A 24530-nucleotide genomic window follows, 5' to 3' on the forward strand; every position below is an offset into this window, starting at 1 on the left:
CAGTAAATCATATGAAACCCATCAAAGCAGGCTTGCTCGGCCTCGGCACCGTCGGTGCAGGCACCTACCACGTCCTCGAACGCAACCAGGAAGAAATCCGCCGCCGCGCAGGCCGCGGCATCGAAGTCGCCATGGTTTCCGTGCGCAACCTCGAACGCGCCAGGCGTATCGTCGGCAGCGACGTCGAAGTCGTGGCCGACCCGTTCGCCGTCGTGAACAACCCGGACATCGACATCGTCGTCGAACTGATCGGCGGCTACGACCTGGCGCGCGAACTGGTGCTGCAGGCGATCGCCAACGGCAAGCACGTCGTCACCGCGAACAAGGCGCTGCTGGCGCTGCACGGCAACGAGATCTTCGAAGCCGCGCAGGCCAAGGGCGTGATGGTCGCGTTCGAAGCGGCCGTCGCCGGTGGCATCCCCATCATCAAGGCGCTGCGCGAAGGCCTGTCCGCGAACCGCATCGAGTCGGTGGCCGGCATCATCAACGGCACGACGAACTTCATCCTGTCCGAGATGCGCGACAAGGGCCTCGACTTCGGCACCGTCCTGAAGCAGGCGCAGGAACTGGGCTACGCGGAAGCCGACCCCACGTTCGACATCGAAGGCGTGGACGCGGCGCACAAGCTGACGATCATGTCCGCCATCGCGTTCGGCATCCCGATGCAGTTCGGCAGCGCCCACATCGAGGGCATCAGCCAGCTGCAGGCCGTCGACCTGCGCTATGCCGAGCAGCTGGGCTATCGCATCAAGCTCCTGGGCATCACGCGCCGCACGACGGTCGACGGCAAGGACGGCATCGAGCTGCGCGTGCACCCGACCCTCGTGCCGGGCGCGCGCCTGATCGCCAACGTCGAAGGCGCGATGAACGCCGTCCTGGTGCAGGCCGACGCCGTCGGCGCGACGCTGTATTACGGCAAGGGTGCCGGCGCCGAGCCGACCGCGTCCGCCGTCATCGCCGACCTCGTCGACGTGACGCGCCTGGCGACGGCCGACCCGTACTCGCGCGTGCCGCATCTGGCGTTCCAGCCGACGGAACTGGCCGACGTGCCGATCCTGCCGATGGAAGAGATCCGCACCAGCTACTACCTGCGCGTGACCGTGCAGGACCAGCTGGGCGTGATGGCCGACCTGACCCGCATCCTCGCGGACGCCGGCATCTCGATCGACGCCGTGCTGCAGAAGGAGCCGGGCGAGAAGGCGCGCACGGACATCGTCATCATCACGCACCAGACCCGCGAAAAATACGTCAACGCGGCGATCGCCAAGATCGAGAGCCTCGCGACGACCGTGGGCAAGGTGGTGCGCATCCGCCTGGAGAGCCTGGGCTGATCCTCAAGCCGGGCCAGCGCGCCCGGCAGCCCGTGACGAAGCCGCCCATCGTGCGAACGGTGGGCGGCTTCGTCTCTTTGTCATTTACCGCTATTTGGCGCTGCTCAGGATTTGCAGTTTGCGCTGCCCGGACTGCAGCAGCAGATCGAACGTCATGGTCGTCGTGCCATGACCGACTTGCATGTTCTCGCGCCACCACTGCAACCGGGTCTGCGATAACGCGTCATTGGCGAAGCGCCGGTCACCGGCCACGAGTGCGAACACGTACGATGCGTTTGCGTGCTGAGGCCCGAGGATCAGGGAGATGGCCGCATCCGCCCTGGCCTGTGCCTGCCCGAATGCGCACCAATCGACAAGCTGGCCAAACCCGCCCAGGAAGCGCGCCCCGAGGTACGGCGCCTTGCGTTTCTTCTTCTCGAACAGCGTGTGGGGCTCGCAGTTTTCCAGTTCGATCAACCCGACGGTGGCATCGACCGCCGGGTCGACCTCGGCCCAGCCGAAGTCGGCGCGGAAGTCGCCGATGGTGAGCTCACGCGCGACGTGGGTGGGAACGATGCCGTGGATGACATACGCCAGCAGGGCAATCCGCTCTGCCGACGCACCAAACCATTTCAGTAACGCAGTTTCGCCGACGCCATCGGGCGCGGCCCCTGCCGAGATCAGCGTGCTGAACGCCGCAAGATCGGCCTTCCATTGCGGAAGTGTTGTAGCGTCAAAATTAAACGTGTGGAAGGTGTTGGCCGCGACAGTGTTCGTCTTCGTCGATCCGCTGCTCGCCAAGATCAACCTTTCAGCAGACCCACTTCACGAGGCGTCAACACGGACACGATCGTATTGCTATCGATACCTGGCTCGTATAACACCCTGAACCCGGAGGACATCTTTTTTACTATCAAAGTTTGCTCGCCAACTTTTACGGTCTTCAGGCTGGCGTCGCGTACAGTGCACGGCTGCTCGACAGCCTGGAGGATTTCAACTTTCGTATTGGACGGAATCCGGCTCCACGCTTGCATGGCCTGATCGGCGATGGACGTGTTTTTGATACAGGTTTCCCTTGGCCCTTGAAGTTCGGCAGGTTGCCTGGTCAATTTCGTTGCCATGGTTCACTCCGGTGGCTGCTCGTGCTGCGTCAGTAACGACGATTATATGCTCATTTTTGTGGCCTCACTGCTTACCATTGCTCGAAACCAACGCTGACTACCGCCGTAGCGCAAACACCTGGCTGAGGGAATGCTTGGAGGCAACCGTGGTTATTTGATAAACTCCGCGAGTAAATACGCCACCTCCATCCTCATCCATGAAACATCGACTTCTTGCCCTGGCCGCGATGCTGGCGTGGGCACATCCGGCCTGCGCGCTCGACAATTCCGCTTCCGTCAAAGTGACGCCGTTATTGAAAACCTCGACCAGCTGGGACGGCAAGCCGCTCGTCTATCCGGCGGGGCAGGCCGAGGTCACGGCGCTGATCGTCGAGATCGCGGCGGGCGGCCAGACGGGCTGGCACGAGCATTCCGTGCCGTCGTTTGCCTATGTGCTGGAGGGGACGCTGGAAGTCACCCAGGGCAATGGCGCGACGCGCCAGCTGCATGTGGGCGACACGCTGCCGGAAGTCGTGCAGACCCTGCACAACGGCCGCGCCCTGGGCGACAAACCGGTCAAGCTGTTCGTGCTTTACACGGGCACCGTGAACCAGCCGCTCACGCTCGCCCATCCGGAATTCACGTCGCCTGCGCCGGTCCAATCGACGTCCGTGCCGTCCGAGAACGCTCGCTGATCAATTTCGAAAAACTGCCTGACGATTTTCATAACGTACGCGGCGACGCGGGCGCGTAGCATTCGCTCGCGCCGTCGGCATGGCCGAGCGCGTCCAGCGAAGGGGAGTGTATGGAAACGGTACGAAGCATCGGGAAGTGGTTGCAATATCTGGTTCTGGTTGGCCTGTTGGGCCTGATCGCCGCCTGCGGCGGTGCCGACGCGGCAGCCGCGGCGCAGAAGACGGCGGGCGGCGGCACGTCGGGCGCGACGTGCAACAACCCGAAGCCGGTGGCATTGCCGACCGTCCTGAGCGGCCCCGCGAACGTCTGCCTGGTCACCTCCGGCACCATCGACAGCGTCTCGTCGAGGCTCGCGGACACGTTCACGATCAACGGCGTGTCGTACGCCAACGTGGCGTCGAACATCATGCCCGCGCGCATCAACGGCAACTACTATATCCGCTACGTGGCGAAGCAGGGCGGGGCGCAGCTGCAGGTCAACGGTACCAACACGACCGGCGCCGCCAACTACACGCTCGCGATCGATGCGGGGATCGGTGGCACGACGAGCCCGGCGCCGGGCAGCTACAGCTACCAGGCGGGCAGCACCGTCACCATCACGGCGACGCCGGCCCAGGGTTCCAGCTTTACCGGCTGGAGCGGCGCCACTACCGGCAGCACGAATCCGCTGACGATCACCATGGACGGCAACAAGTCGCTGACGGCGAACTTCGCCACGCAGACGGCCGGCATGGGGCTTAAATCGCTGGCGGCCTTCCCGATCGGCGTCGCCGTGAACGCGGGCTTCGAGAACAACAGCATCATCAACAGCGGCACGAGCGCGCAGCAGCAGGCCGTCGTCTTCCCCAACTTTAACCAGATGACGGCGGGGAACATCATGAAGATGGGTTACCTGCATCCACAGGAGACCACGTTCACGTTCGACCAGGCCGACGCATTCGTCGCGTTCGCCCACACCAACGGCATCGACGTGCACGGGCACACGCTCATCTGGCACGCCGATTACCAGGTGCCGAGCTTCATGACGAACTACACCGGCGACTTCGCCGCCATGCTGAAGACCCACGTGCAGACCATCGTGTCGCACTTCAAGGGCCAGGTGGTAAGCTGGGACGTCGTCAACGAGGCGCTCGCTGACGATGGCCAGCCGACGGTGGACAACATCCTGCGCAGCAGCCTGTTCAGCCAGAAGATGGGCCAGGCGTTCATCGACCAGGCGTTCGTCAACGCCCGCGCCGTCGATCCGCAGGTCGACCTGTTCTACAACGACTACAACATCGAAGCGGGCGGGCAGAAGACGACGAACCTGCTCGCGCTGATCGACGGCATGCGCTCGCGCGGCGTGCCCATCACGGGCGTCGGCTTCCAGATGCACGTGACGATCGACTGGCCGACCATCACCGCCATCGAGTCGTCGCTGAAGGCCGTGGCGGACCGCGGCCTGAAGGTCAAGATTTCGGAACTGGACGTGAGCATGAAGAGCGCCTACACGAGCTTCACGGCGGATGCCGCGCTGCGCCAGCAGCAGCGCTATCACGACATCGTCGCCGCCTACCTGCGCGCGGTGCCGGCGGCGCAGCGGGCCGGCATCACCGTGTGGGGCGTGTGGGATACGGACAGCTGGATCAACCAGCCCGGATCGCCCGACTGGCCGCTGCTGTTCGACGGGAATTTCGCGCCGAAGCCCGCGCTGCAGGGCTTCAAGGACGCCCTGGTGGGGAACTGAGCGTCAACAATGCGGCAGCCCGCGGGAGCGCACGAGATGCGATCCCGGGGCGCCGTCATCCGGCCTTACGGATACAGGCCGCGCACCTCGCGCGCCTGCAGGATGCGCGTGCACGCGACGATGAACGTGGCCGTGCGCAGCGACACCTTCTTCTCCTGCGCGACCGTCCACACGGCGTCGAACGCGTTCTGCATGATGCGCGTGAGGCGCGCGTTGATCTCGTCCTCGGTCCAGAAGAAGCTCGAGAAATCCTGCACCCATTCGAAGTACGACACCGTCACGCCGCCCGCGTTGGCCAGCACGTCCGGTACGACCAGCACGTCCTTGTCGACGAGGATGTCGTCCGCTTCCGGCGTCGTCGGGCCGTTCGCGCCTTCCAGGATGATCTTCGTACGCAGGCGCTGCGCGACGTCCGCCGTGATCTGGCGCTCGAGCGCGGCCGGGATCAGGATGTCCGATTCGATGTCCCAGAACACGTCGCGTTCCAGCGTCGCGTCGGCGCCGGGGAAGCCTTTCACGCCGCCCGCTTCGGCGACGTGCGCATGCAGTTGCGCGACATCGAGGCCGCCTTCGCGCACGACAGTGCCCGTGTGGTCCTGCACGGCGACGATCCTGGCGCCCGCATCGGCGAAGATCGTGGCCGCGATGCCGCCCACGTTGCCGAAGCCCTGGATTGCGACCTTGGCCCCGGCGATCGCGACGCCGCGCCGCTGTGCCGCTTCCTGGCCGACGACGAACACGCCGCGGCCCGTCGCTTCACGGCGGCCCAGCGAGCCGCCGAGCGAGATCGGCTTGCCCGTCACGACGCCCGTCGACAGATTCCCTTCGATCATGGCGTACGAATCCATCATCCAGGCCATGACCTGCTCGTTGGTATTGACGTCCGGCGCCGGAATGTCCTTCGTCGGGCCGATCAGCATGCTGATCTCGCTCGTGTAGCGGCGCGTGAGGCGCTGCAGCTCGCCTTTCGACAGGGTGGACGGATCGACGCGGATGCCGCCCTTGGCACCGCCGTACGGCACGTTGACGGCCGCGTTCTTGACCGACATCCACGCGGACAGCGCCATCACTTCTGACAGCGTGACGTCCTGGTGGAAACGGACGCCACCCTTGCCGGGGCCGCGCGACAGGTTGTGCTGGACGCGATAGCCCTCGTAGTGGGCGACGGTGCCGTCGTCGCGCTCGATGGGGACGTCGACGGTGAGGATGCGCTTCGGACGCTTCAGCGTTTCGACCCAGCGCGCCAGGTTGCCCAGGTGCGGCGTGACGCGGTCGACCTGCTGCAGGTACTGGCCCCACGGGCCGAGGTCGTCGGGATTCAGGTAGGAGGGGAGGGCGTGGCTGGTCATGCAATGTCTCCGATAGTCGGTGATGGTTCGGGCGCAGGCTGATGCGCGGCGAACGAATCATAGGATGGGCTACGGGATCATTGCCAATGCTGCTTGCGCATGCAGGTATGCGCAAAAAGCATCACGCCACCGCAGGGTGCGCGGCGAGGAATTCCCACAAGTTGGCGACGAGTGGCTTGCCGGGACGTGCGTCGGAAGGACGCTCGCGATACAGCCGGATTTCCATCTCGATTTCCCACGTGCCCGCGTCGCTGGCGCGCGCGAGCTGCCCCTGCTCGACCTCGCGCACGACCGCCGACTCGGGCAGGAACGCGACGCCGTGGCCGTCCAGCGCCATCATCTTGAGGCCTTCCGCCATGTCGGTCTCGTAGCGTTTTTCGAGGTGCGGCCCCGGGTGCGCGTCGGCGAGGATCAGGTCGACCATCCGTCCCAGGTACGCGTTCGCCGTGTACGACAGGAACGGCAGCGGGGCATCCTTGCGGCCGGGCAGGCGGTAGGCCGGTTGCCCGTCGGCGCCGCAGCGGGCATAGGCGCACAGCGCTTCGCGGCCCATCAGCAGCATGTCGTAGCGGCCGGGGTCGAGCTGCACCGGCTGGCGCGGGTGGTGGTAGCACAGCAGCAGGTCGCAGCCGCCTTCGACCAGTTGCAGCACGGCGTCATGGACGTTGAGGGCGATGAGGCGGCTGTTGATCGACGCGAAGTCGCGTTCCAGCGCGGCCAGCCACTTCGGCACGAACGTCAGCGACAAGGTATGCGGCACCGCGAGGTCCAGCGTCTGTTCGGCGGCCGCGCGGTTGTGGCGCAGCAGGTCGCGCACGCCGTTGATCTGCGCGAGCATTTCCAGCGCCTGCTCGTAGAACACCATGCCGGCCGGCGTGACGCGCGTGGGGAACGTGGTGCGGTCGATCAGGTCTGTGCCGAGCCAGTTTTCCAGCGAGCGGATGCGACGCGAGAACGCCGGCTGCGTCACGTGCCGCAGCTGGGCCGAGCGGCTGAAGTTCTTGGTCTCGACCAGTGAAATGAAGTCTTCCAGCCATTTGGTTTCCATGTCGAGCCCCGTGCGGTTGAATCGTCGCGGCATTGTAACGCCGCCGGGGCGCCGTTCGGAAAGCGCGATACAAGTTCGGTTTGCGGCGCGGGCCGCGGGTCCCCGGCCGATACAGTACGACTCATGGACCGACGCACTTTGCTTCGGCACCGAGCCAGGAGTGGAACCATGAACAAGCACATTCGTATTCTGAGCGGACGCCATCGCGGCGCGTCGCTGCAGCTGGCGCCCGGCACCTGGCGCATCGGCTGCGACGACGCGGCCGCCGTCCACGTCAGCGACTGGGCGCACGCCACGATCGACGTGACCATCGACGCCGACGGCCGCATCCGCCTGCACGATGGCGACGCCACGATCGACGTCGTCGAGCACGAGACGCTCCATTTCGACGCCATCGCGCTGTCCATCGGCGACCCCGCGACCGCGCCGGCGGCCGCGCCTGCGGCCGAACCGGCGGCGGTGCTGCCGACGCGCCGGCGGCCCCCGCGCCGCTGGCTGGCGCTGGGCGCCGTCGCGGTGCCGGCCACGCTGCTCAGCACCGCGCTGCTCGCGATGCAGCCGGCGTCCCCGGCGGCGGCGCGCGACGGCATGCGCTCCGACATTCCGGCGCTGCTGGCCGGGATCGGACAGGGCGGATTGCACGTCAGCCAGCGTGACGGCATGACGGTCGTGCAGGGCGTCGTTGCCACCGGCGCCGACGCCGATGCCGTGCGCGACCTGCTGCGCCGCGCCGCGCCCGACCACGCGGTCGCCCACCTGGCCGTCGTCAACGACGTGCTGGCCAGTATCGGCGAATCGCTGCACGAGCCGACCCTGAAGGCGGGCTACGCGGGCAACGGCCGCTTCATCGTCACCGGCACCACCCGCGACGGCGCCACCGTCCAGCGCAGGCTGGCGCAGCTGGCCGCAGACCTCGGCCCGGCCGTCGGCCGGCTCGATGCCGACGTCACCGAGGTGCGTCCCGGCTGGAGCGTGGCCGACAGCGATTCCGCGCTCGATGCCGGCGGCCTGCGCTACGTGCAGTCGCTCGACGGCAGCAAGCATTTTCCGGGCGCGTCAATGGCCGCCCACGACTGATACGAGGAGATCCGATGTTTGACGCACTGACCGCCCCGATCGTGGCCGACATGGATCGTTTCCAGGCCCTGGTCGAATCCAACCCGAACGATCCGCGCTGCCGCGCCGTCGTCGTCGCGCTGGAGCACAGCGCAGCCGCCTTCGACGGCTGGGCGGCCGAGGCCGACCCCGCGCTGCGCAAGGAAAAGCAGACGCTGCACGCCGGCCTGCTGGCCGCCGCGCAGATATGCCAGGCCATGCGGCAGCAACACGTTTAACCCCCAGCAGTACGTTGTAGTTCGCAGTACCCGTTGTCCAACCACGCGTATTTGATCATCATTTTTTGAAGGAGTCATACCATGTCGAAAACCAGCAAAGCATCGAGCGGCGCTTCCACCGCAGGCGCCTACGGCGCAGCCGGCGCAGACATCGCCGCATCCGAGGCAGCAGCTCGTATCACGATGGCCGCACAGGACAAGATCGCGCAGATCCAGAACGAAATCGCGCTGAACCAGGCGAAGAACGCGGTCATCGAAGAACTGGGCAAGGGCGTGAAAGCGCTGTCGCAGTAATCGAACGCCGACCGCGCCGGGGCCGGCATCGCGCCGGCGCCGTCCGCGGGGCCCCGCCGATCCGGCACCCCCATTTTCGCAGTCCCTCAACGTAAAGGAGTTACACCATGTCGAAAACCAGCAAAGCATCGAGCGGCGCTTCCACCGCAGGCGCCTACGGCGCAGCCGGCGCAGACATCGCCGCAGCCGAAGCGGCAGCCCGCATCACGATGGCCGCACAGGACAAGATCGCGCAGATCCAGAACGAAATCGCGCTGAACCAGGCGAAGAACGCCGTCATCGAAGAACTGGGCAAGGGCGTGAAAGCGCTGTCGCAGTAATGCCGGCCACGCCGCCGCGCCCTGGTGCGGCGGCGTTTCCCGCAGTATCGGAGAACCGGCGCAAGCCGGTTTTTTTATGTCTTTCACCGGATCGGACTTATCGTGAGCGCAGAACGCTATACCGCCGTCGTCCAGCAACTGTGCGCCGTCATGGGCATCCCGGACGTCGACACGGTGCTGGACGAGCGCATCCTCGACGTCGAGGGCTTCGAGGTGCTGGTCGACCACGTCGAGACCGACCCCGACGCGCTCTACCTGAACGTCAACTACGGCATCGTCACGAGCGGCCGCACGCTCAAGGTCTTCCGCCTGCTGCTCGAGGCGAACCTGCTGATCTACGCGCAGGACCAGGCCCAGCTGGGCATGGACGCGGACACGGGCTGCATCGTGATGGTCGTGCGGGTCGAGTTCCACGACGGGCTCGATGGAGACGGGCTCGCCGGGCTGCTCGCGCATTACGCGGAACACGGCCGCTACTGGCGCGACAATATCTTCCAGACGGACGACGAGATGTTCGAGCAGATCGCCGACGGCTCGTACTTGTGGATGAAGGTCTAGCGGCGGGCGCAGCGCAGCAGGACGTCGATCTTCGCGAGCGCCAGCGCGCGCTGGCGCGACGTGCGCGGCCGCTGGGCATTGAGCAACAGGACGGGCAGCAGCAGGTGCAGCTGGCGCAGCGCGGGCGCCGCGTGGGAGGTGGGCGGGGGCAGCAGCGCGAGCAGGCGGCTCTTGACGTCCGCCAGCCTGGCGGCCCCGGTCGCGGCGGGCTGGGCGAGGAATTCGCGCGTGACGTGCAGCACGGCCGTCGCCAGCGGCACGGCGTGCTCGGGATCGCGTTGCAGCGCATGCAGCGCGCGCATGGCGCCGTCGACCGTGCAGCCCGCGCTTACGTGGTCGCGCACCAGCCGGTCTACGGCCTGTTGCTGCCGCTCGCGCAGGGTGGGCGGCGTGTGGTCTTCGCCGGCGCGCGGCCATGGCGATGGCGGACGTTCGCCCGCATGCTGGTCCGGCTGGTCGCCGCGCCGCCGGGCGCCCACGCGGATCTGCGGCAGCGCCGTCGTCTGCGACTGCGCCTTCGCTTCGAGCAGCAGCAACAGTTCTTCGAACTCGCTGGCGCTGTCGTTGGCTTCCGAACCGGCCGCGCCGCGCTTTTTCCTGGAACGCAGCTGGTTCTGCAGGGCGGCGAGGCGTGTGTGGTGCAGCGGCGCATACACCAGGTCCGGCGGCGCGGCGTCCTGAGCCGCGGCCGCGTGGCCAAGGCCCGTGCGGCGGCCGGACAGGTTACGCTGCGCCGCCGCCAGGCCGGGCACGGGCCGGTTGGCGGCTTCGATGTCGGCCTGTGCCTGCAGCAGCTGCAGCGCGCCGGGCCCTGCGCCGTCGACCTTCATGAAAAGATGGCCTGCATCACGCTGCGCGCGAATTGCAGGATCGCGGAGGCGCCCCAGGGCGCCGCGAGCATGATGGCGACGGATACCGCCACCAGCTTGACGCTGTGCGAAATACTGGAATCCTGCAGCGACGTCACCGCCTGCACGAACGAGACGAGCAGGCCGACGAGGGCCGCCACCAGCACGGCCGGCAGCGAGATGAGCAGGCACAGCATCATTGCGGAGGACGTCAAGCGTCCGATGTTGTCGAAGTCCATCGTGTCACCTGTAAGTCAGGACGAGGCCGTGGATCAGCGTCGACCAGCCGTCCATCACGACGAACAGCAGCAGCTTGAACGGAATGGCGACGTTGCTGGGTGTGACCTGCGACAGTCCCAGCGCCATCAGGACGTTGGCGATGACCAGGTCGATGACGACGAAGACGAGGTACAGCAGGAAGCCGATCTTGAAGGCGGCCGTCAGTTCCGTCAGCACGAACGCGGGCGCCAGCACGACGAGGTCGTTCGGCTTGAGTTGGGCGACCTTGTCGGCGGGCCAGACCTGCGCCGCCGAGCGCAGGAAGAACGCTTTCTCGCGCTCGTTCGTGTGCTTGACGAGGAATTGGCGGAACGGGTCGCGCGCGCCGTCGAGCAGCTGCACGACGGCGTTGCCGCCGCCTTCCGCCCCATGCGTCTGCGCCTGCTTCATCGCCTCCATGCCCACCGGCGCCATCACGTAGCACGAGACGATGATGGCGATGCCGTTGAGGACCGTCGTGGGCGGCACCTGCTGGACACCGATCGCGTTGCGCAGCAGGCCAAGGACGACGACGATCTTCGTGTACGACGTCACCACCATGGCGGCGAACGGCAGCAGTGCGAGGGCGAAGACGCCGAGGATCAGCGAGGCGAAATCAGGCGTCTGGCTCATCTTGGTGCACCATGGTCGTGACCTGGAATCCGAGTTGTTCGCCGACGACCACTAGCTTGCCGTGGCCCAGCGTCTGGCCGCAGGCGACGAGGCGCACGCGCGTGTCGGCCAGCGCCAGCGGCAGTTCCAGCACCTGGCCCGGCAGCAGGGCGCCGATCTGCTGCAGCGGCATGGCGAGCGTGACGATTTCCAGCGTGACGGGCAGCTCCAGCGCGGCGACGTCGGTGACGGGATGTTCCGTGTGATCCATGGGATGGGACTCCAGGCAAAGTGTGGGAGAGGTGGCCAGCGTGACGGCGCGCCCGGCGATGGCGGCGACGGCGCCGACGTGCCGGCCCCGCGCCGCGCCCCAGCGCAAGGTGACGCGGTCGAGCTGCGCGCTGCCGGCCATGCCGCCGCGCCAGCCCAGCAGCACGTCGCCGGCACGCAGCGACGCGAGCAAGGCCGTCGTGGCACGGCGTCCGGCCAGCACGGCGCTGCCTCCCAGCGGCAGCGCGTCCAGCCAGTCGGGCAATCCGGCCGGCGGCGGCAGCGCCGCTTCCAGCGCGTCCAGCAGGCCGGCATCGATGTCGGTAATGAACAGGGCGGGTGCCGCCGCATCGCCGTCGGCGCGCAGTTGCAGTGCGATGCCCCCGTGGTGCGCGGTCGCGTCGGCGTCCGTCAGCAGCGCCGCGACCGACAGCGCGGGCAGGCCCAGTTGCGTGAGGATGGTCCAGCATGGGCGCAGCAGCGCGTCGGCCAGCGCCGCGCGCCAGTGGCCGGCGGCCGCCAGCGCGGCGCTTTCGAGGGCGGGGTGCGCGTCCAGGTCGATCACGCAGCGCAGGCCGCCATGCGCGCTGTGCAAATGCAGGCAGGCCGGTTGCGCGGGCGCGGGGGCGCTGCCCTGCGCCAGCGGCACGATGCGCCATTCCGCCGGGGCGGCGAGGGCGGCTGCGGTCGGCGTGAACAGCACGCGCGTCAGGCGCGCGAGCGAAGGCGTAAGCAGGGGCAGGCGGGGATGCAGCGGGGCGATGTTTTTGCTGTCTCGGGGCATGATGTGGTCTCGGTGCGGCGCCGGCGTCACCAGCAGGCGATGTCGACGTCGATGTGCGGCGGCAGCAGCGCGTGCAGGCGGCGCTGCAATTCCCGGCTGTTGTCCAAGATTACGCAACGGGCGTCGCGGTCGGCGCTCTCGAAACGAAGCGACAAGCGACAGGACGAAAGATGCAGGCGCAACCGGGTGGCGGGCAGCAGCGCGGGGTCCAGCGCGATCTGCAATTCCCAGCAGCCGCTGTCGAGGATCGCAGGTGCGTTGACGAATTCGCCGATGACGGCAGCCAGCCGCGCGATGCGCAGGCCGTCATGTTCGTCGCGCATGCACGCGTGGACGACGCGCCGCGACAGGGCCGGTTCGGCGGCGATGGGAGGCGCGGCGTCGGGCCTCGTCGCCGTGACCGGTTGCGGCGCGTGCGCGTCGGCGTCCGGTGCCGCGTCGTCGTCCGGCAGCGCGGGGCCGGATTCGTCGGCGATGGGCGCGAGCCGGTCCTGGAAGCGGCCGCGCAGCGCGCGCGCACGGCCGGCGGGCGCGGTGTCGGAACGAGGCAGCAGGCGCACGGCCTGCACGAGCGTCGGCTTGATCGTCATGGCGGCTACAGCGCGAGCTTGCCGAGCGGTTGCAGGTCGACGTTACCGCCCAGCTCCTGGAACGAATACACGTCCAGCCAGGCGAGCGGCTGCTCGATCATGCGCCGCACGTAGCGCCGGATGTCCATCGACGTCACCACCGCCAGCAGCGGCACGGGCGTGGGGCCGGCGATCTGCTGGATGCGGGCGATGATGGCCTGCACCTGGTCCGGCGGCAGCGTGAGGTAATTCCCGGCCGGCGTCGTCTTGATCGCCTGGCGGATCAGCTGCTCGACGCCGCTGTCCAGCAGGATCGCGGGCAGCTTGCGCTGGCCGCCCGTGGCGCGGTGGGCGATGAAGCGTCCCAGGTCGCCGCGCACGTATTCGCACAGCGTCAGCATGTCCTTTTCGCGCGGCCCCCAAGCGACGAGGCTTTCCAGGATGGCGCGCATGTTGCGGATCGGGATGCGTTCTTCGAGCAGGCGGCGCAATACGTCGGCGATGCGCGGCACCGGCAGCGCCTTCTTGACTTCGTCCACGAGCCCCGGATAGTCGGCGGCCACGCGGTCCAGCAGCCACTGGGTCTCCTGAAGGCCGACGAACAACTGGGCGTGCGCGCGCAGCGCCGTCACCGTCGCGTCGACGAGGGCCGCTTCCGGCGCGCCGGCGCCTGCTTCCAGCCGCTGCTCGCCCATCGGCACGTCCTGCAGCGCCAGTTCGTAGGCGAGGCCGTCCAGCGCGGCGCTCGTCCAGACGGCGGCGCCGGGGAACGGCAGGCCCAGTTCCTCGACGAGGCCCTGGCGCGCCCGCTCGAACGCGGCGTCCAGCGCGGCCGGGTCCAGCAGCGCGGCCAGCGGCGCGGACAGGCGCAGCGCGATCGGCGGCGAAAACGGCGGCGCGCAGGCGGCGATCGTGGGGGCGGCCTGCTTGTCGTCGACGCCGCCGAGGCGCTTCAGTGCCGGCAGTTGCGCGTCCGGCGACGCGGCCGCGCGCTCCTTCTTGCGCAGCACGGCGCCGGCCGCGCCCACGAGGGCCGCCAGCAGCAGGAACATGGTCGACGGGAAGCCGGGCACGAACGCGAAGGCCGCGAGCAGGGCGGCGGCGCTGAACAATGCACGGGCGTTGCCGCTGAGCTGGCGGGCGATCTCGGCGCCCAGCGATTGCTCGCCCTCGCGGTGCTCGTCGGCCACGCGCGTGATCATGATGCCGGCCGCCACCGAGATCAGCAGCGACGGGATCTGTGACACCATCGCGTCGCCGATCGACAGCACGGCGAAGCGCCCGGCCGCCTCGCCCGCGCTCATGTTGTGGTACGTGATGCCGACGACGATGCCGGCCAGGATGTTGACCATCGTGATGATCAGGCCCGCGATGGCGTCGCCCTTGACGAACTTCATCGCGCCGTCCATGCCGCCGTGCAGCTGGCTCTCCATCGCGAGCATGGCGCGCTTGCGGCGCGCGGTGTCGGCGGTGAGGTTGCCGGCGCGGAGGTCGGCGTCGATGCTCATCTGCTTGCCGGGCATCGCGTCGAGCGTGAAGCGGGCGCCGACTTCGGCCACGCGCTCCGACCCCTTGGCGATGACGATGAACTGCACGGTGGCGATGATGAGGAAGACCACGAGTCCGACGACGAGGTTGCCGCCGACGACCAGTTCGCCGAAGCTCTCGATGATGTGGCCGGCGTCCGCGTGCAGCAGGATCGACTTCGTGGATGCGATGTTCAGCGACAGCCGGAACATCGTCGTGAACAACAGCAGCGACGGGAACGACGAGAACGCGACCGCGTTGGGGATGTACATCGTCATCATCAACAGGGTCACGGAGACGGCGATGTTGAGCGCGAGCAGGCTGTCGATGGCGAACGTCGGCAGTGGCAGGATCATCAGCGCGATCACGGCCACGACGAGGGCGGCGATGGCGATCTCGCCACCGAATTCCATTTTTCCGGGCAGTTTCATAGCGGGTCCACGAGGTGGGAAGAAGTCGGCGGCACGTCGCCGGCGTGCGGCGTGCCGATGTCGCGCACCCAGCGCAGGATGGCGGCGACGGTGTCGAACAGCGGTTCGGGAATGGCGCCGTCCAGAGGCACCGTGTACAGCGCGCGCGCCAGCGGCGGGTTGCCGACGATCGGGATCGCCAGTTCCTGGGCCATGCGGCGGATTTCCAGTGCCTGCTCGTCGAGCCCCTTGGCCACCACCTGCGGCAGCCCGAGGCCGCCGGGCTCGTAGCACAGCGCCACCGCGTAGTGGGTCGGGTTGACGATCACGGCCTGGGCGCGGCGCAGCCGGTCGCGGTCCGGCGGCGGCGGGCCGAGGGCGATTTCCTTGGCGAGCATCTTGCGCTGTCCCTTCAGGTGCGGGTCGCCGTCGGACTCCTTGTGTTCGCGCTTGACCTCGTCCTTGCTCATGCGCTGGTCGCGGATGAACAGCCAGTGCTGGATGCCGTAGTCGGCCGCGCCCAGCAGCAGGAACAGCACGCCGCCGACGAGGAGGAAGCGGGCCAGCACGCGCCAGGCCAGCTGCGCGGCGTCGAGCGCCGGCTGATACGCGGCGCCGACGAGCAGCGGCGCCAGCAAGGTGAGTGTCTTCCACATCACGAGGAAGATCAGCACGGCCTTGACCGTCATCTTGCCCAGGTCGACCATCGACCGCATGGAAAAGATGCGGGTCAGCCCGGCCCCCGGATTGACGGCGTCGAATTTCGGCTCGACGGGCTTGAACGACAGGTTGATCCCCGTCTGCGCGAGCGTGCCCACGACGGCCGCCAGCACGCCCACCAGCAGGAACGGCGCCAGCAGGAGCAGGCCTTGCAGGCCGATGCGGCGCGCGTACAGCAGCAGGTCGGCGTCGGGCCGGCCGACGGCGACCGGGTCGAGCGCGGACGCCAGCAGCGCGCGCAGGCCGTCGCCGAGCGCGGGGCCGGCCAGCAGCATCAGGCCGCCGGTGGCCAGCAGCACGGCGGCCGCCGTGAGGTCGGTGCTCTTGACGACCTTGCCGTCGCGCCGGGCGTCCTCCAACTTCTTGTCACTGGGTTGTTCGGTTTTTTCGTCTGACATGGCGTCGCCGGGTTCGTGAAAGTCACGCCCGGATTGTCGGCCGTTTGCTCAGCGCGGCCGCGGCGCCGAACGAAGGGCGGGCGCATGGGCCGAAGCGGGGAGGGTCGTTTCGTTTCGTGCGCGGACGCTTCGCTTCGGCGGCGGGCCCCGTCCGCACCGGCGGCTACTGTGTCCTCCGGCGCAAGACATCTTGCGGATGCAACCAATGCGAGGAAAGCTCATGAACGATTACAGCAACTGCGACAGGGTCGTCGTCACCGGCCTGATCGAGGTATTGATGGCGGGGATCAAGCACGGCAAGCTGGCCGAGTCGGACGCGCTGCTGGCGGCGCTGCGGGTGCTGCGGCCGCGCTTCCGCGAACTCGATACGTTCGACGTGTGGCTGCTCATGAAGCGCAAGCGCTACATCGAGGCCACGCAAGTGCTGCGCAACCTGCACGGCAGCAGCGCCGACATGCAGAACCTGCCGATCTGCACCGCGCTGCAGGCCATGTGCCTGTACGCGTCCGGGGACGACGCCTGGCGCATCAGCGCCAACGAGGTGCTGACCCGGAACGACGATCCGGAAGCGGTGGCCCTCGTCAACCTGTTGTTCGGCAAGGCGCCGGACGCCGGGCCCGAGCCCGCGGCCGTGCCGGCGCCCGTCGCCGCCGACCTGGCCCCCGCCTATTACCTGCGTGCCTGAGGAGTCGACATGATCGCACCCGTTCCCCCCGTGTCGCCCGTCGCTCCGGCGGCACCCGTCGCGCCGGCCGCGGCCGCACCGTCCGCGCCGTCCGCGCTCGTCGACCGCTTCGCCGCATTGATGCAGCAGGTCGGCCAGGGTCCGGCCGGCCAGGCGCGCACGCACGGCCCGTCGCAGCTGAGCCGCATCGTCGGCGCCGAGGACAATGCCGCCAGGGCCACGCTGGAGACCATCCAGTCGTTCTCGATCGGCGACATGACGAGCATGCCGGAAGCCGCCGCCGCCGTCATGCACATGCAGACCGACATGGCGGTGCTGTCGTTCAAGCTGAACGTCGTGAACACGCTGGCCGAATCCGGCAAGACGGCGATCCAGACGCTGATGAAGAACCAATGATGACCACCCTCCGATCCCTCCTTGTGCTGCTCTGCCTCGCCGCCGCGCTGGCCGGCTGCAGCAAGCAGCTGTACGCGCAGCTGTCCGAGAGCGACGCCAACGACATGGTGACCGTGCTGCTGGAAGCCGGCATCGCGGCGACCAAGAGTTCGCCCGACGACGGCAAGAGCTGGCTCGTCAGCGTCGCCGACGACGACTTCGCGCGCGCCATGGAAGCGCTGCACGCGCATGGCCTCCCGCATGCGAAGTACACGAACCTGGGCGAGATGTTCAAGAAAGACGGCCTGATCTCCACGCCGACGGAGGAGCGCGTGCGCTTCATCTTCGGCGTCTCGCAGCAGCTCGCGCGCACGCTGAACGACATCGACGGCGTGGCGCTCGCGCACGTCGAGATCGCGCTGCCGAACAACGATCCGCTGTCGAGCGTCGTCAAGCCGCCCAGTGCGTCCGTGTTCATCAAGTACCGGCCGAATACCGATGTCGCGTCGCTCGTCCCCGGCATCAAGAACCTGGTCGTGCACAGCGTCGAGGGCCTGAGCTACGACAACGTCAGCGTCGTGCTGGTGCAGGGCGCCGCAGCCGCGCCGTTGCCGCCGCGGGTGACGCGGCTGCCGCGGGGCTTGCTGTGGGGCGGCGCGGCTGCGCTCGGCCTGCTCGTGCTGGCGCTGGCCGCGTGGCGGCTGCGCCGCGGCGCCTTGCCGGCCGCAGTGCTGGCGCGCCTGCGCGGACGCGTGACGCGGCGCGAGGGCGTGGCGTGATGGACGCGACACCACTCTTGCCCGTGCTCGAACTGTCGCTGCTGCTGCAGGCCTACCAGTCGCGCCTGCGGCGCCTGGCCGACGACATCGACCCGAGCTGGCTCGACGAACTCGCGCGCGAGGAGGGCTTCGTGCCGCCGTCGCCCGACCTGGCACCGCTGTGGCGCAGCGCACTGCTGCGCAGCCGGTTGCGGCTGGGGCCCGTGGCGCCGGCCGCCTTCACGCCGCCGACGCACCGGCTGGCGACGCTGGACAAGCCCGCGCTGCTCGTCGTGCTGGCGGCGCGCGCGCTGTACGCGCACCGGGCCGCGCTGGCACGCTGTGTCGACGGTGCGCTGCTGGCCGGGTTGCGCGGCTTCGTCGGCGCACCGGCGCTGGCGGGCCTGCGCGCCGCCGGCGCCGACGCCGCGCCGGCTGCGGATCATTGGCCGCGCCACGCCACCCTGCTGGACTGGGCCGTCGACGGCTACGCCGGTTTCGAGCGCGACGGCGCGTGGGGTGACCCCACGCTGCGCCGCCTCGTGCAGGTAGTGCTGCCGGCCGGCGCCGTCGCACATGCGGGCGGCCCGGCCGACGGACCGACCGGCGACAGCGCCGCGCTGACGGCGCTCCTTCCCACCCTGTATCCGGAGCTGGCATGGTTATTTGGCTGAGAGGCGACACGGGCCTGCTCGGCGTCGGCGGCGACGTCGTGCGGCGCGAAGACGTCGCGCAGCTGCTGGCGCTGGACGCCGCAGCGCAGGCGCTCGACGAGCGCGGCGCCGCGCTGCTGGCCGAGGCCGGGCAGCGGGCGGCCGCCATCGTGGCGGCGGCGGAGGCGCGCGCCGCGGCGATCGAGGCGGACGCCGAGCGGCGCACGGCGGGCAGCACGCGGCTCGGCTACGCGGCCGGCCACCGCCAGGGCCTCGCGGACGCGCACGCGCGCATGCAGGCGGGCGCACGCGACGGCCGGGCCGCGTTGCAGGCGATGCGCGAGCGCCTGGCGGCCATCGTGTTCGCGGCCGCGCGCAAGCTGTTGACGGACGCGCCGCGCGAGAGCCTGTTCCGGCGCGCCGCGGACCTCGTCGGCGCCGAACTGGAACAGGCATCGTTCCTGACGGTGACCATCCACCCGGACGACGCGGCGCACGTGCACCAGGTCTTCGCCGGCACCGCCTGGGCCGTGCGCCCGGCCATCGTCGAGGATGCGGCGCTTGCACCCGGCAGCTGCGTGTGCGAATGGGACGACGGCGTGCTCGACGCGGGCCTGCCGGCCCAGCTGGCCGCGCTGCGCCAGTCGCTCGACCGCGCGCTGGAGACGGCACCATGAACGACCGCTCGCACGCATTGCACGCGCTGGCCGACGCCATGGAAGCGTCCGTCGCCGCGCAGCCCGCCGCGGCACGTGTCGGCAAGGTCGTCGAGGTGACGGGCACGTTGCTGCGCGTGGGCGGCCTCGCCGTGCAGCTGGGCGAATTGTGCGATCTGCGCCAGGCCGACGGCAGCCTGCTGCAGCAGGCCGAGGTGGTCGGCTTCACGCGCCACCTGGCCGTGCTGGCGCCGTTCGGCAGCGTCGAAGGACTGTGCCGCGCGACCCGCGTGACGGGCCACGGCCAGCCGCTGGCGGTGGGCGTCGGGGACGCGCTGCGCGGGCGCGTGCTGGACGGCTTCGGCCGACCGATCGACGGCGCCGGCCCGCTGCACTGCGCGGAGCACGTCAGCATCCAGGCGCCGGCGCCGAATCCGATGACGCGGCGGCTGATCGAGACGGCGCTGCCGACGGGCGTGCGCCTGATCGACGGTCTCACCACGCTGGGCGAGGGCCAGCGCATGGGCGTGTTCGCGCCCGCCGGCGTGGGCAAGAGCACGTTGCTGGGCATGCTGGCGCGCGGCACCGCGAGCGACGTCAACGTGATCGTCCTCATCGGCGAACGGGGCCGCGAGGTGCGCGAATTCATGGAGCTGGTGCTGGGGCCGGCCGGCATGGCGCGCAGCGTCGTCGTGTGCGCCACGTCGGACCGCTCGTCGATCGAGCGCGCCAAGGCCGCCTTCGTCGGCACCGCCATCGCCGAATGGTTCCGCGACCGCGGCCAGCGCGTGCTGTTGATGATGGATTCGCTGACCCGCTTCGCGCGCGCCCAGCGCGAGATCGGCCTGGCGGCGGGCGAACCGCCTGCCCGGCGCGGTTTTCCTCCCTCGGTATTCGCGGAACTCCCGCGCCTGCTGGAGCGGGCCGGGATGGGAGACCGTGGCTCGATCACGGCGCTGTACACGGTGCTGGCCGAGGACGACAGCGGCAGCGACCCGATCAGCGAGGAAGTGCGCGGCATCCTCGACGGCCACCTCGTGCTGTCGCGCCGCATCGCCGCTCGCAACCAGTATCCGGCGATCGACGTGCTCGGGAGCCTGAGCCGCGTGATGAGCCAGGTCGTCGATGCCGAGCACCGCGCCCACGCGGGTCGCGTGCGCGCCCTGATGGCGAAGTACGACGCCGTCGAGACGCTGCTGCAGATCGGCGAATATCAGGCCGGCGCCGATCCCGAAGCGGACGACGCCATCGCCCGCCAGGGCGCCATCGCCGCCTTCCTCAACCAGGCGACGGACGAATGCGCGGACCCCGGCGACACGTTGCGGCAGCTGGCCGCGCTCGCGTCATGAGCGGGGGCCGCCGGTCGCCCTGGCACGTCTTGCACGGGGCCGCGACGCGCGCCATCGGCCGCCTGGAGCGCACGCTGGCCACGCGGCGCGCGGCGCTGGCCGAGGCCGAGGCGACCGCCGAGCAGCGCGCCGCCGACGTCGTCGCGGCCGACGCCGCGCTGGCCGACCACGCCGCGCGGCTCGACGCGCTGCTGGCCGGCGCGGCCGGCGTGTCGCCGCAGCGCTACCTCGAGTACGACGCGTGGCGCGGCCAGCTCGCCGCCCGGCAGGCGGCAGCCGCTGCCGCGCTGGGTGCGGCGCAGCAAAATGTCTTGGACAAACAGCACGACATTCGGCAAACTCGACAGGAAATCGCCGCGGCCACGGCCCGGCGCGACGACCTGGCCCGGCGCCTGGCCGACGAGGCCAGGATGGCCGACGCGGCGCAGCAGGATGCGCACGACGAGGAAGCGGCCGAGGCGGCGCTGGCACGGCGCGGCGCCGGCAGGGCGGAGGCGGCATGAGCGGCTTCGACAACCTCGCCACGCTGTGGCAGGCGCATGAAAGCCTGTACGCGGTGGTGACCCTTCTGGCGCTGTGCAGCATCCGGCTGCTGGTGGTATTCGTCGTGCTGCCGGCGACGTCGGACCAGGTACTGCCGGGCGGCGCGCGCAACGGCGTGGTGTACCTGATCGGCTGGTTCATCGCGGCCGGCCAGCCGGCCGACACGCTGGCGCGGCTGGACGGCGTGACCGCGCTGATCCTGGTGGGGAAGGAGATGTTCATCGGCATGGTGATCGGCTATGTGGCGTCGCCGGTGTTCTGGATAGCGCAAAGCGTGGGGGTGGTGATCGACAATATGGCGGGCTTCAACAACGTCCAGACCAGCAATCCGCTGCGCGGCGAGCAGGCCACGCCGGTGTCGAACGTGCTGATCCAGTTCGCGATCGTGCTGTTCTACGTCTCCGGCGGCATGCTGTTCCTGCTGGGGGCGATCTTCGCGTCGTTCCGCTGGTGGCCGCTGACGGCCACGTTGCCGTCGCTGGACGCGCTGGCCGACAGTTTCCTGATCAGCCAGGTCGACGGCATCGCGGCGGCGACCGTCAAGCTGGCGGCGCCCGTGATGCTCGTGCTGGTGCTGATCGACCTGGGGTTCGGGCTCGTGGCCAAGGCGGCCGACAAGCTCGAGCCGACCACGTTGAGCCAGCCCGTGCGCGGCGCCGTCGCCCTGCTGATGCTGGTCCTGTTGACCGGCACCTTCGCCGAACAGGCGAAGACCTCGTTCACCTTCGAGCATTTCGAGCGCTTCGTCCGGCATGGCGTGCTGGGCGCGGCGCCCAACCGATGAAAGTTGTCATGTCCGTCCTGCGTTCCTTGTTCCTCCGTGCCGTGTGGTTGTCGTGCGTGGCGTTTTGCGGTGCCGGCGCCGCACAGGCGGCCGACCCGCCGGAAACGCCCGTGCACGCCGAATTGATGCGGATCCTCGGCCTGTTCCAGACCGACCGCCAGGCGGCGCTGACGCAGTTGCAGGCGCTGCAGGACCATATGCCGGCGTCGGCCACGCTGGACGACCGCAGCAAGACGCTGAACACCCTGGTCAACTTCTACGTCGAGGCGCACGACGAGCGGGCGCGCCGCTACATCGACGAACTGGCCGCGTTCGGCGCGCGCGAGCACGACCTGCAGAGCGAGCTGTGGGCGCAGAACTACCGGGCCCGCGTGCTGTCGCTGTTCGACAGCCGGCAGGCCGAGTGCGTGCAGGTGGTCGAGGCGGCGCTCGCGCGCGACGATGGCGCCGTGCACCGCACGAGCGCCGCCATGCACGACACGGCCGCCATGTGTGCCGAGCAGCAGGGCGACATGAAGAGCGCGCTGCGCCACCAGACCGCGGCGCTGGGCCTGCTGGACGGCCGCAGCAAGACCGACGTGCTGCACCGTGCGATCGCCCTGAACAACATCAGCACGCTGTACACGCAGATGGGCGACTACCGCCAGGCGCTCGACTACAACCTGCAGGCGCAGGCGATCGCCGACGCCCAGCACGCGCAAGCCATGCAGGGCATGCTGGCGCAGGGCCGCTGCGACCTGTACGACTCGCTGGGCCAGCCGGAACGTTCCGAACGCGCGTGCCAGCAGGCGCTGTCGCTGGCGCGGCTGGTGGGCGACAAGCAGCTCGAGAAAAGCATGCAGCTCAGGCGCGCCGCAAACGCGTGGAAGGCCGGCCGCTATGCCGACTGCCTGCACCTGGCCGAGGGCGCGCTGGCGCTGCTGCCGGCGCATCCCAGCGCCAGCGACAGTGTCGACGCGCGCGCCAGCATGGGCCTGTGCCATATCGGCCTTGGCGCCGTGCGGCAGGGCGAAGGCGAGGTCCGTGCGGCGCTGGCCGTCTACCGGGCCGGCAAGGACGACCAGTCCGTCATCGACACGCTGGAGCACATGGCGCAAGCGTACGAGCGGGCCGGCCAGTACCGCGAAGCGTATGCCGCCGTGCGCGAACTGGGTAAGCTCAAGGAGGACATGGCCGCGCGCGCGCTCGATCGCGCCACGCTGAAGATCCGCTCCGAGTTCGAGGTCACCGCGCGCCAGAAGGAGATCGCGGCGCTGCGCGAAAAGACGCAGTTGCAGCAGGCCGAGCTGAAAAACGAGAACCTCGAGCTGGCGCTGGGCATCGTGGTGGCGCTGCTGGTGGCCGTCGTGGGTTTCTTCAAGTTGCGCGACAAGGAACGGTCGCGCCGCCGCGCGCTGCACGAGAACCACAAGAAGTCGCAGTTCGTCGCGGAGGCCGCGCACGACCTGCGCCAGCCGATGCAGGCGATCGGCAACCTGCTCGGCGCGGCCAGCCACGCGCTCGACCGCGGCGACGTCGCCAAGGGCCGCGAGCTGCTCGACACGACGCAGAAAGCGACGAACGCCATGCGCTCGTCGTTCAACGCGGTGCTGGAATTGTCGCGCCTGGAATGCGGCGCCATCGTCGCCGAGTACGGCAGCTTCGACCTCGGCGAACTGGTCGCCGAGACGGTGCTGGCGCTGCGCCCGCTCAGCGAGCCGCGCCAGGTGGACATCCGGCTGCGCCTGCCCGCCGCGGGCTCGCTGGCCGTGCGCAGCGACCGCCAGATGCTGGGCCGGGTGCTCGCCAACCTGCTGTCGAACGCCATCAAGTACAGCGATCCCACGCGACCCGGCGGGGCGGTCGTCGTCGTGGGCGTCGTGCGGCTGCGCCACCACTGCCGGGTCGACATCGTCGACAACGGCGTCGGCATCCCGGACGCCTTGCAGAAGCAGGTGTTCAAGCCATTCTTCCAGGTCGCCAATCCGGGACGCGACCGGAACCGCGGCATCGGTCTCGGCCTGTCGATCGTGGCGTCGTCGCTGGCCCTGCTCGAGCGCCACGCGCTCAAGCTGCGCTCGCGCGCCGGTGTCGGCAGCCGCTTTTCCGTCAGCGTGCCCCGTGCCACCGCGGGCGACGTGGCGGCCCCGGTGGCGGCGGCCGTCGCGCCCACGGATGCGGCCGACGTCGCGGGCCTGTACGTGCTGTACGTCGAGGACGATGGCCTCGTGCGCCAATCGACGGAGGTGCTGCTGCGCGAATACCGGGTGCTGTACGAGTCGGTCGAATCGCTGGCCGCGCTGGAAGCGCTGCTGCCTGGCCTCGAACGCATGCCCGACCTCGTGCTGACGGATTATTCGCTGCCGGGCGGCCGCACGGCGCGCGACGTCGTGCGCATGGTGACGCACGAATTCGACTGGATACTGCCCGTCGTCGTGCTGACCGGCGAGAGCGCCCGGGTCGCGTTGACGGACGAGCTGGAACACGCGACGGTGCTGCGCAAGCCCGTGTGCGCGGCGGCGCTGCTCGCCACCATCCGTGCCGCATGCGGGTAGCGCCGCCGTTGATCTGCCGGCGGCCGGAGGTTGATCGCCAATAAGTCGCGCCGGACCCGGGT

The 24530-nt window shown here is 69.2% G+C and carries 28 protein-coding genes; 17 read left to right on the forward strand and 11 right to left on the reverse strand.

Features of this window, described 5'->3' with window-relative positions:
- Window positions 1-11 precede the first annotated feature (11 nt).
- Window positions 12-1331, forward strand: a complete 1320-nt coding sequence (locus HAV22_RS19885; RefSeq protein ID WP_166861499.1) for a homoserine dehydrogenase — start codon at window positions 12-14, stop codon at window positions 1329-1331.
- A gap of 90 nt (window positions 1332-1421) precedes the next feature.
- On the opposite strand, the gene HAV22_RS19890 is transcribed toward HAV22_RS19885, so the two are convergent.
- Window positions 1422-2111 (reverse strand): Shedu immune nuclease family protein, encoded by a 690-nt coding sequence (locus tag HAV22_RS19890; RefSeq protein ID WP_166861500.1) that lies wholly within the window; start codon window positions 2109-2111, stop codon window positions 1422-1424.
- Between the two features lie 2 nt (window positions 2112-2113).
- Window positions 2114-2431 carry a hypothetical protein gene (locus tag HAV22_RS19895; RefSeq protein ID WP_166861501.1) on the reverse strand — a complete coding sequence of 106 codons (318 nt, stop codon included), beginning with the start codon at window positions 2429-2431 and terminating at the stop codon, window positions 2114-2116.
- Window positions 2432-2628: 197 nt separating this feature from the next.
- Here HAV22_RS19895 and HAV22_RS19900 point away from each other — a divergent pair, with 197 nt between their 5' ends.
- Window positions 2629-3105: a cupin domain-containing protein gene (locus HAV22_RS19900; RefSeq protein WP_166861502.1), complete on the forward strand. Its 477-nt coding sequence runs from the start codon at window positions 2629-2631 to the stop codon at window positions 3103-3105.
- A gap of 110 nt (window positions 3106-3215) precedes the next feature.
- Window positions 3216-4832: an endo-1,4-beta-xylanase gene (locus HAV22_RS19905; RefSeq protein ID WP_166861503.1), complete on the forward strand. Its 1617-nt coding sequence runs from the start codon at window positions 3216-3218 to the stop codon at window positions 4830-4832.
- A gap of 65 nt (window positions 4833-4897) precedes the next feature.
- On the opposite strand, the gene HAV22_RS19910 is transcribed toward HAV22_RS19905, so the two are convergent.
- Window positions 4898-6181: a Glu/Leu/Phe/Val family dehydrogenase gene (locus HAV22_RS19910; RefSeq protein WP_166861504.1), complete on the reverse strand. Its 1284-nt coding sequence runs from the start codon at window positions 6179-6181 to the stop codon at window positions 4898-4900.
- Window positions 6182-6302: 121 nt separating this feature from the next.
- A complete protein-coding gene (locus tag HAV22_RS19915; RefSeq protein WP_166861594.1) occupies window positions 6303-7229 on the reverse strand; it encodes a LysR substrate-binding domain-containing protein in 927 nt (308 codons plus the stop codon).
- A gap of 168 nt (window positions 7230-7397) precedes the next feature.
- Between HAV22_RS19915 and HAV22_RS19920 the strand changes: the two genes are divergently transcribed.
- The 5 genes from HAV22_RS19920 to HAV22_RS19940 all read left to right on the forward strand — a co-directional run bounded on the left by HAV22_RS19920 (window position 7398) and on the right by HAV22_RS19940 (window position 9735).
- Entirely contained in the window at window positions 7398-8306 is a 909-nt protein-coding gene (locus HAV22_RS19920; protein WP_166861505.1) for a hypothetical protein, read from the forward strand.
- A 14-nt stretch (window positions 8307-8320) separates the two neighbouring features.
- The gene (locus tag HAV22_RS19925; RefSeq protein WP_166861506.1) at window positions 8321-8563 is read left to right on the forward strand and encodes a hypothetical protein; all 243 of its coding nucleotides are present in this window, start codon (window positions 8321-8323) and stop codon (window positions 8561-8563) included.
- A gap of 81 nt (window positions 8564-8644) precedes the next feature.
- Window positions 8645-8857, forward strand: a complete 213-nt coding sequence (locus HAV22_RS19930; RefSeq protein WP_166861507.1) for a hypothetical protein — start codon at window positions 8645-8647, stop codon at window positions 8855-8857.
- A 107-nt stretch (window positions 8858-8964) separates the two neighbouring features.
- Window positions 8965-9177, forward strand: a complete 213-nt coding sequence (locus HAV22_RS19935) for a hypothetical protein (RefSeq protein WP_166861508.1) — start codon at window positions 8965-8967, stop codon at window positions 9175-9177.
- A 102-nt stretch (window positions 9178-9279) separates the two neighbouring features.
- The gene (locus HAV22_RS19940; protein ID WP_166861509.1) at window positions 9280-9735 is read left to right on the forward strand and encodes a CesT family type III secretion system chaperone; all 456 of its coding nucleotides are present in this window, start codon (window positions 9280-9282) and stop codon (window positions 9733-9735) included.
- Here HAV22_RS19940 and HAV22_RS19945 read toward each other — a convergent pair.
- From HAV22_RS19945 to sctU, 7 genes are read right to left on the reverse strand one after another with little or no spacing between them, the layout of a single operon-like run.
- Entirely contained in the window at window positions 9732-10565 is an 834-nt protein-coding gene (locus HAV22_RS19945) for a hypothetical protein (RefSeq protein ID WP_166861510.1), read from the reverse strand. The two genes, HAV22_RS19940 and HAV22_RS19945, sit on opposite strands and share 4 nt — an antisense overlap.
- Window positions 10562-10822, reverse strand: coding sequence for a type III secretion system export apparatus subunit SctS (gene sctS / locus HAV22_RS19950; RefSeq protein ID WP_166861511.1), 261 nt, complete (start codon window positions 10820-10822; stop codon window positions 10562-10564). The genes HAV22_RS19945 and sctS overlap by 4 nt, the downstream gene beginning before the upstream one ends.
- 4 nt (window positions 10823-10826) lie before the next feature.
- Window positions 10827-11474, reverse strand: coding sequence for a type III secretion system export apparatus subunit SctR (gene sctR, locus HAV22_RS19955; RefSeq protein ID WP_166861512.1), 648 nt, complete (start codon window positions 11472-11474; stop codon window positions 10827-10829).
- The gene (gene sctQ, locus HAV22_RS19960) at window positions 11458-12507 is read right to left on the reverse strand and encodes a type III secretion system cytoplasmic ring protein SctQ (protein WP_166861513.1); all 1050 of its coding nucleotides are present in this window, start codon (window positions 12505-12507) and stop codon (window positions 11458-11460) included. Before sctQ ends, sctR begins: the two co-directional genes overlap by 17 nt.
- A gap of 26 nt (window positions 12508-12533) precedes the next feature.
- On the reverse strand, window positions 12534-13097 hold the full coding sequence (gene sctP, locus HAV22_RS19965; RefSeq protein WP_166861514.1) for a type III secretion system protein SctP: 564 nt from the start codon (window positions 13095-13097) through the stop codon (window positions 12534-12536).
- A 5-nt stretch (window positions 13098-13102) separates the two neighbouring features.
- On the reverse strand, window positions 13103-15034 hold the full coding sequence (locus HAV22_RS19970; RefSeq protein WP_166861515.1) for an FHIPEP family type III secretion protein: 1932 nt from the start codon (window positions 15032-15034) through the stop codon (window positions 13103-13105).
- A complete protein-coding gene (sctU, locus tag HAV22_RS19975) occupies window positions 15031-16131 on the reverse strand; it encodes a type III secretion system export apparatus subunit SctU (protein WP_166861516.1) in 1101 nt (366 codons plus the stop codon). The genes HAV22_RS19970 and sctU overlap by 4 nt, the downstream gene beginning before the upstream one ends.
- A gap of 220 nt (window positions 16132-16351) precedes the next feature.
- On the opposite strand from sctU, the gene HAV22_RS19980 reads away from it, so the two are divergent.
- The 9 genes from HAV22_RS19980 to HAV22_RS20020 are packed head-to-tail and all read left to right on the forward strand — an operon-like array spanning window position 16352 to window position 24468.
- A complete protein-coding gene (locus HAV22_RS19980; protein WP_166861517.1) occupies window positions 16352-16816 on the forward strand; it encodes an HrpB1 family type III secretion system apparatus protein in 465 nt (154 codons plus the stop codon).
- Between the two features lie 9 nt (window positions 16817-16825).
- Window positions 16826-17212 (forward strand): hypothetical protein, encoded by a 387-nt coding sequence (locus HAV22_RS19985; RefSeq protein ID WP_166861518.1) that lies wholly within the window; start codon window positions 16826-16828, stop codon window positions 17210-17212.
- Window positions 17209-17970 carry a type III secretion system inner membrane ring lipoprotein SctJ gene (gene sctJ / locus HAV22_RS19990; protein ID WP_208296284.1) on the forward strand — a complete coding sequence of 254 codons (762 nt, stop codon included), beginning with the start codon at window positions 17209-17211 and terminating at the stop codon, window positions 17968-17970. Before HAV22_RS19985 ends, sctJ begins: the two co-directional genes overlap by 4 nt.
- Window positions 17970-18623, forward strand: coding sequence for a type III secretion protein HrpB4 (locus HAV22_RS19995; RefSeq protein ID WP_166861519.1), 654 nt, complete (start codon window positions 17970-17972; stop codon window positions 18621-18623). The genes sctJ and HAV22_RS19995 overlap by 1 nt, the downstream gene beginning before the upstream one ends.
- Window positions 18608-19279, forward strand: coding sequence for a type III secretion system stator protein SctL (gene sctL, locus HAV22_RS20000; RefSeq protein WP_166861520.1), 672 nt, complete (start codon window positions 18608-18610; stop codon window positions 19277-19279). Before HAV22_RS19995 ends, sctL begins: the two co-directional genes overlap by 16 nt.
- Complete coding sequence (sctN, locus tag HAV22_RS20005) at window positions 19276-20607, forward strand: type III secretion system ATPase SctN (RefSeq protein ID WP_166861521.1); 1332 nt, start codon at window positions 19276-19278, stop codon at window positions 20605-20607. Before sctL ends, sctN begins: the two co-directional genes overlap by 4 nt.
- On the forward strand, window positions 20604-21110 hold the full coding sequence (locus HAV22_RS20010) for a hypothetical protein (protein ID WP_166861522.1): 507 nt from the start codon (window positions 20604-20606) through the stop codon (window positions 21108-21110). The genes sctN and HAV22_RS20010 overlap by 4 nt, the downstream gene beginning before the upstream one ends.
- Window positions 21107-21934 carry a type III secretion system export apparatus subunit SctT gene (gene sctT, locus HAV22_RS20015; RefSeq protein WP_166861523.1) on the forward strand — a complete coding sequence of 276 codons (828 nt, stop codon included), beginning with the start codon at window positions 21107-21109 and terminating at the stop codon, window positions 21932-21934. The genes HAV22_RS20010 and sctT overlap by 4 nt, the downstream gene beginning before the upstream one ends.
- A gap of 8 nt (window positions 21935-21942) precedes the next feature.
- Window positions 21943-24468 (forward strand): ATP-binding protein, encoded by a 2526-nt coding sequence (locus HAV22_RS20020; protein ID WP_166861524.1) that lies wholly within the window; start codon window positions 21943-21945, stop codon window positions 24466-24468.
- Window positions 24469-24530: the final 62 nt, after the last annotated feature.

This window comes from Telluria antibiotica, from assembly GCF_011682055.1.
Classification (GTDB): domain Bacteria; phylum Pseudomonadota; class Gammaproteobacteria; order Burkholderiales; family Burkholderiaceae_D; genus Telluria; species Telluria antibiotica.

Bases quoted from the DNA above. Each gene is read 5' to 3' on its own strand.
- HAV22_RS19885 (WP_166861499.1), top strand. From the start codon at position 12: ATGAAACCCATCAAAGCAGGCTTGCTCGGCCTCGGCACCGTCGGTGCA.
- HAV22_RS19895 (WP_166861501.1), bottom strand. From the start codon at position 2,431: ATGGCAACGAAATTGACCAGGCAACCTGCCGAACTTCAAGGGCCAAGG.
- HAV22_RS19900 (WP_166861502.1), top strand. From the start codon at position 2,629: ATGAAACATCGACTTCTTGCCCTGGCCGCGATGCTGGCGTGGGCACAT.
- HAV22_RS19905 (WP_166861503.1), top strand. From the start codon at position 3,216: ATGGAAACGGTACGAAGCATCGGGAAGTGGTTGCAATATCTGGTTCTG.
- HAV22_RS19910 (WP_166861504.1), bottom strand. From the start codon at position 6,181: ATGACCAGCCACGCCCTCCCCTCCTACCTGAATCCCGACGACCTCGGC.
- HAV22_RS19915 (WP_166861594.1), bottom strand. From the start codon at position 7,229: ATGGAAACCAAATGGCTGGAAGACTTCATTTCACTGGTCGAGACCAAG.
- HAV22_RS19920 (WP_166861505.1), top strand. From the start codon at position 7,398: ATGAACAAGCACATTCGTATTCTGAGCGGACGCCATCGCGGCGCGTCG.
- HAV22_RS19925 (WP_166861506.1), top strand. From the start codon at position 8,321: ATGTTTGACGCACTGACCGCCCCGATCGTGGCCGACATGGATCGTTTC.
- HAV22_RS19930 (WP_166861507.1), top strand. From the start codon at position 8,645: ATGTCGAAAACCAGCAAAGCATCGAGCGGCGCTTCCACCGCAGGCGCC.
- HAV22_RS19935 (WP_166861508.1), top strand. From the start codon at position 8,965: ATGTCGAAAACCAGCAAAGCATCGAGCGGCGCTTCCACCGCAGGCGCC.
- HAV22_RS19945 (WP_166861510.1), bottom strand. From the start codon at position 10,565: ATGAAGGTCGACGGCGCAGGGCCCGGCGCGCTGCAGCTGCTGCAGGCA.
- sctS (WP_166861511.1), bottom strand. From the start codon at position 10,822: ATGGACTTCGACAACATCGGACGCTTGACGTCCTCCGCAATGATGCTG.
- sctR (WP_166861512.1), bottom strand. From the start codon at position 11,474: ATGAGCCAGACGCCTGATTTCGCCTCGCTGATCCTCGGCGTCTTCGCC.
- sctQ (WP_166861513.1), bottom strand. From the start codon at position 12,507: ATGCCCCGAGACAGCAAAAACATCGCCCCGCTGCATCCCCGCCTGCCC.
- sctP (WP_166861514.1), bottom strand. From the start codon at position 13,097: ATGACGATCAAGCCGACGCTCGTGCAGGCCGTGCGCCTGCTGCCTCGT.
- HAV22_RS19970 (WP_166861515.1), bottom strand. From the start codon at position 15,034: ATGAAACTGCCCGGAAAAATGGAATTCGGTGGCGAGATCGCCATCGCC.
- sctU (WP_166861516.1), bottom strand. From the start codon at position 16,131: ATGTCAGACGAAAAAACCGAACAACCCAGTGACAAGAAGTTGGAGGAC.
- HAV22_RS19980 (WP_166861517.1), top strand. From the start codon at position 16,352: ATGAACGATTACAGCAACTGCGACAGGGTCGTCGTCACCGGCCTGATC.
- HAV22_RS19985 (WP_166861518.1), top strand. From the start codon at position 16,826: ATGATCGCACCCGTTCCCCCCGTGTCGCCCGTCGCTCCGGCGGCACCC.
- sctJ (WP_208296284.1), top strand. From the start codon at position 17,209: ATGATGACCACCCTCCGATCCCTCCTTGTGCTGCTCTGCCTCGCCGCC.
- HAV22_RS19995 (WP_166861519.1), top strand. From the start codon at position 17,970: ATGGACGCGACACCACTCTTGCCCGTGCTCGAACTGTCGCTGCTGCTG.
- sctL (WP_166861520.1), top strand. From the start codon at position 18,608: ATGGTTATTTGGCTGAGAGGCGACACGGGCCTGCTCGGCGTCGGCGGC.
- sctN (WP_166861521.1), top strand. From the start codon at position 19,276: ATGAACGACCGCTCGCACGCATTGCACGCGCTGGCCGACGCCATGGAA.
- HAV22_RS20010 (WP_166861522.1), top strand. From the start codon at position 20,604: ATGAGCGGGGGCCGCCGGTCGCCCTGGCACGTCTTGCACGGGGCCGCG.
- sctT (WP_166861523.1), top strand. From the start codon at position 21,107: ATGAGCGGCTTCGACAACCTCGCCACGCTGTGGCAGGCGCATGAAAGC.
- HAV22_RS20020 (WP_166861524.1), top strand. From the start codon at position 21,943: ATGTCCGTCCTGCGTTCCTTGTTCCTCCGTGCCGTGTGGTTGTCGTGC.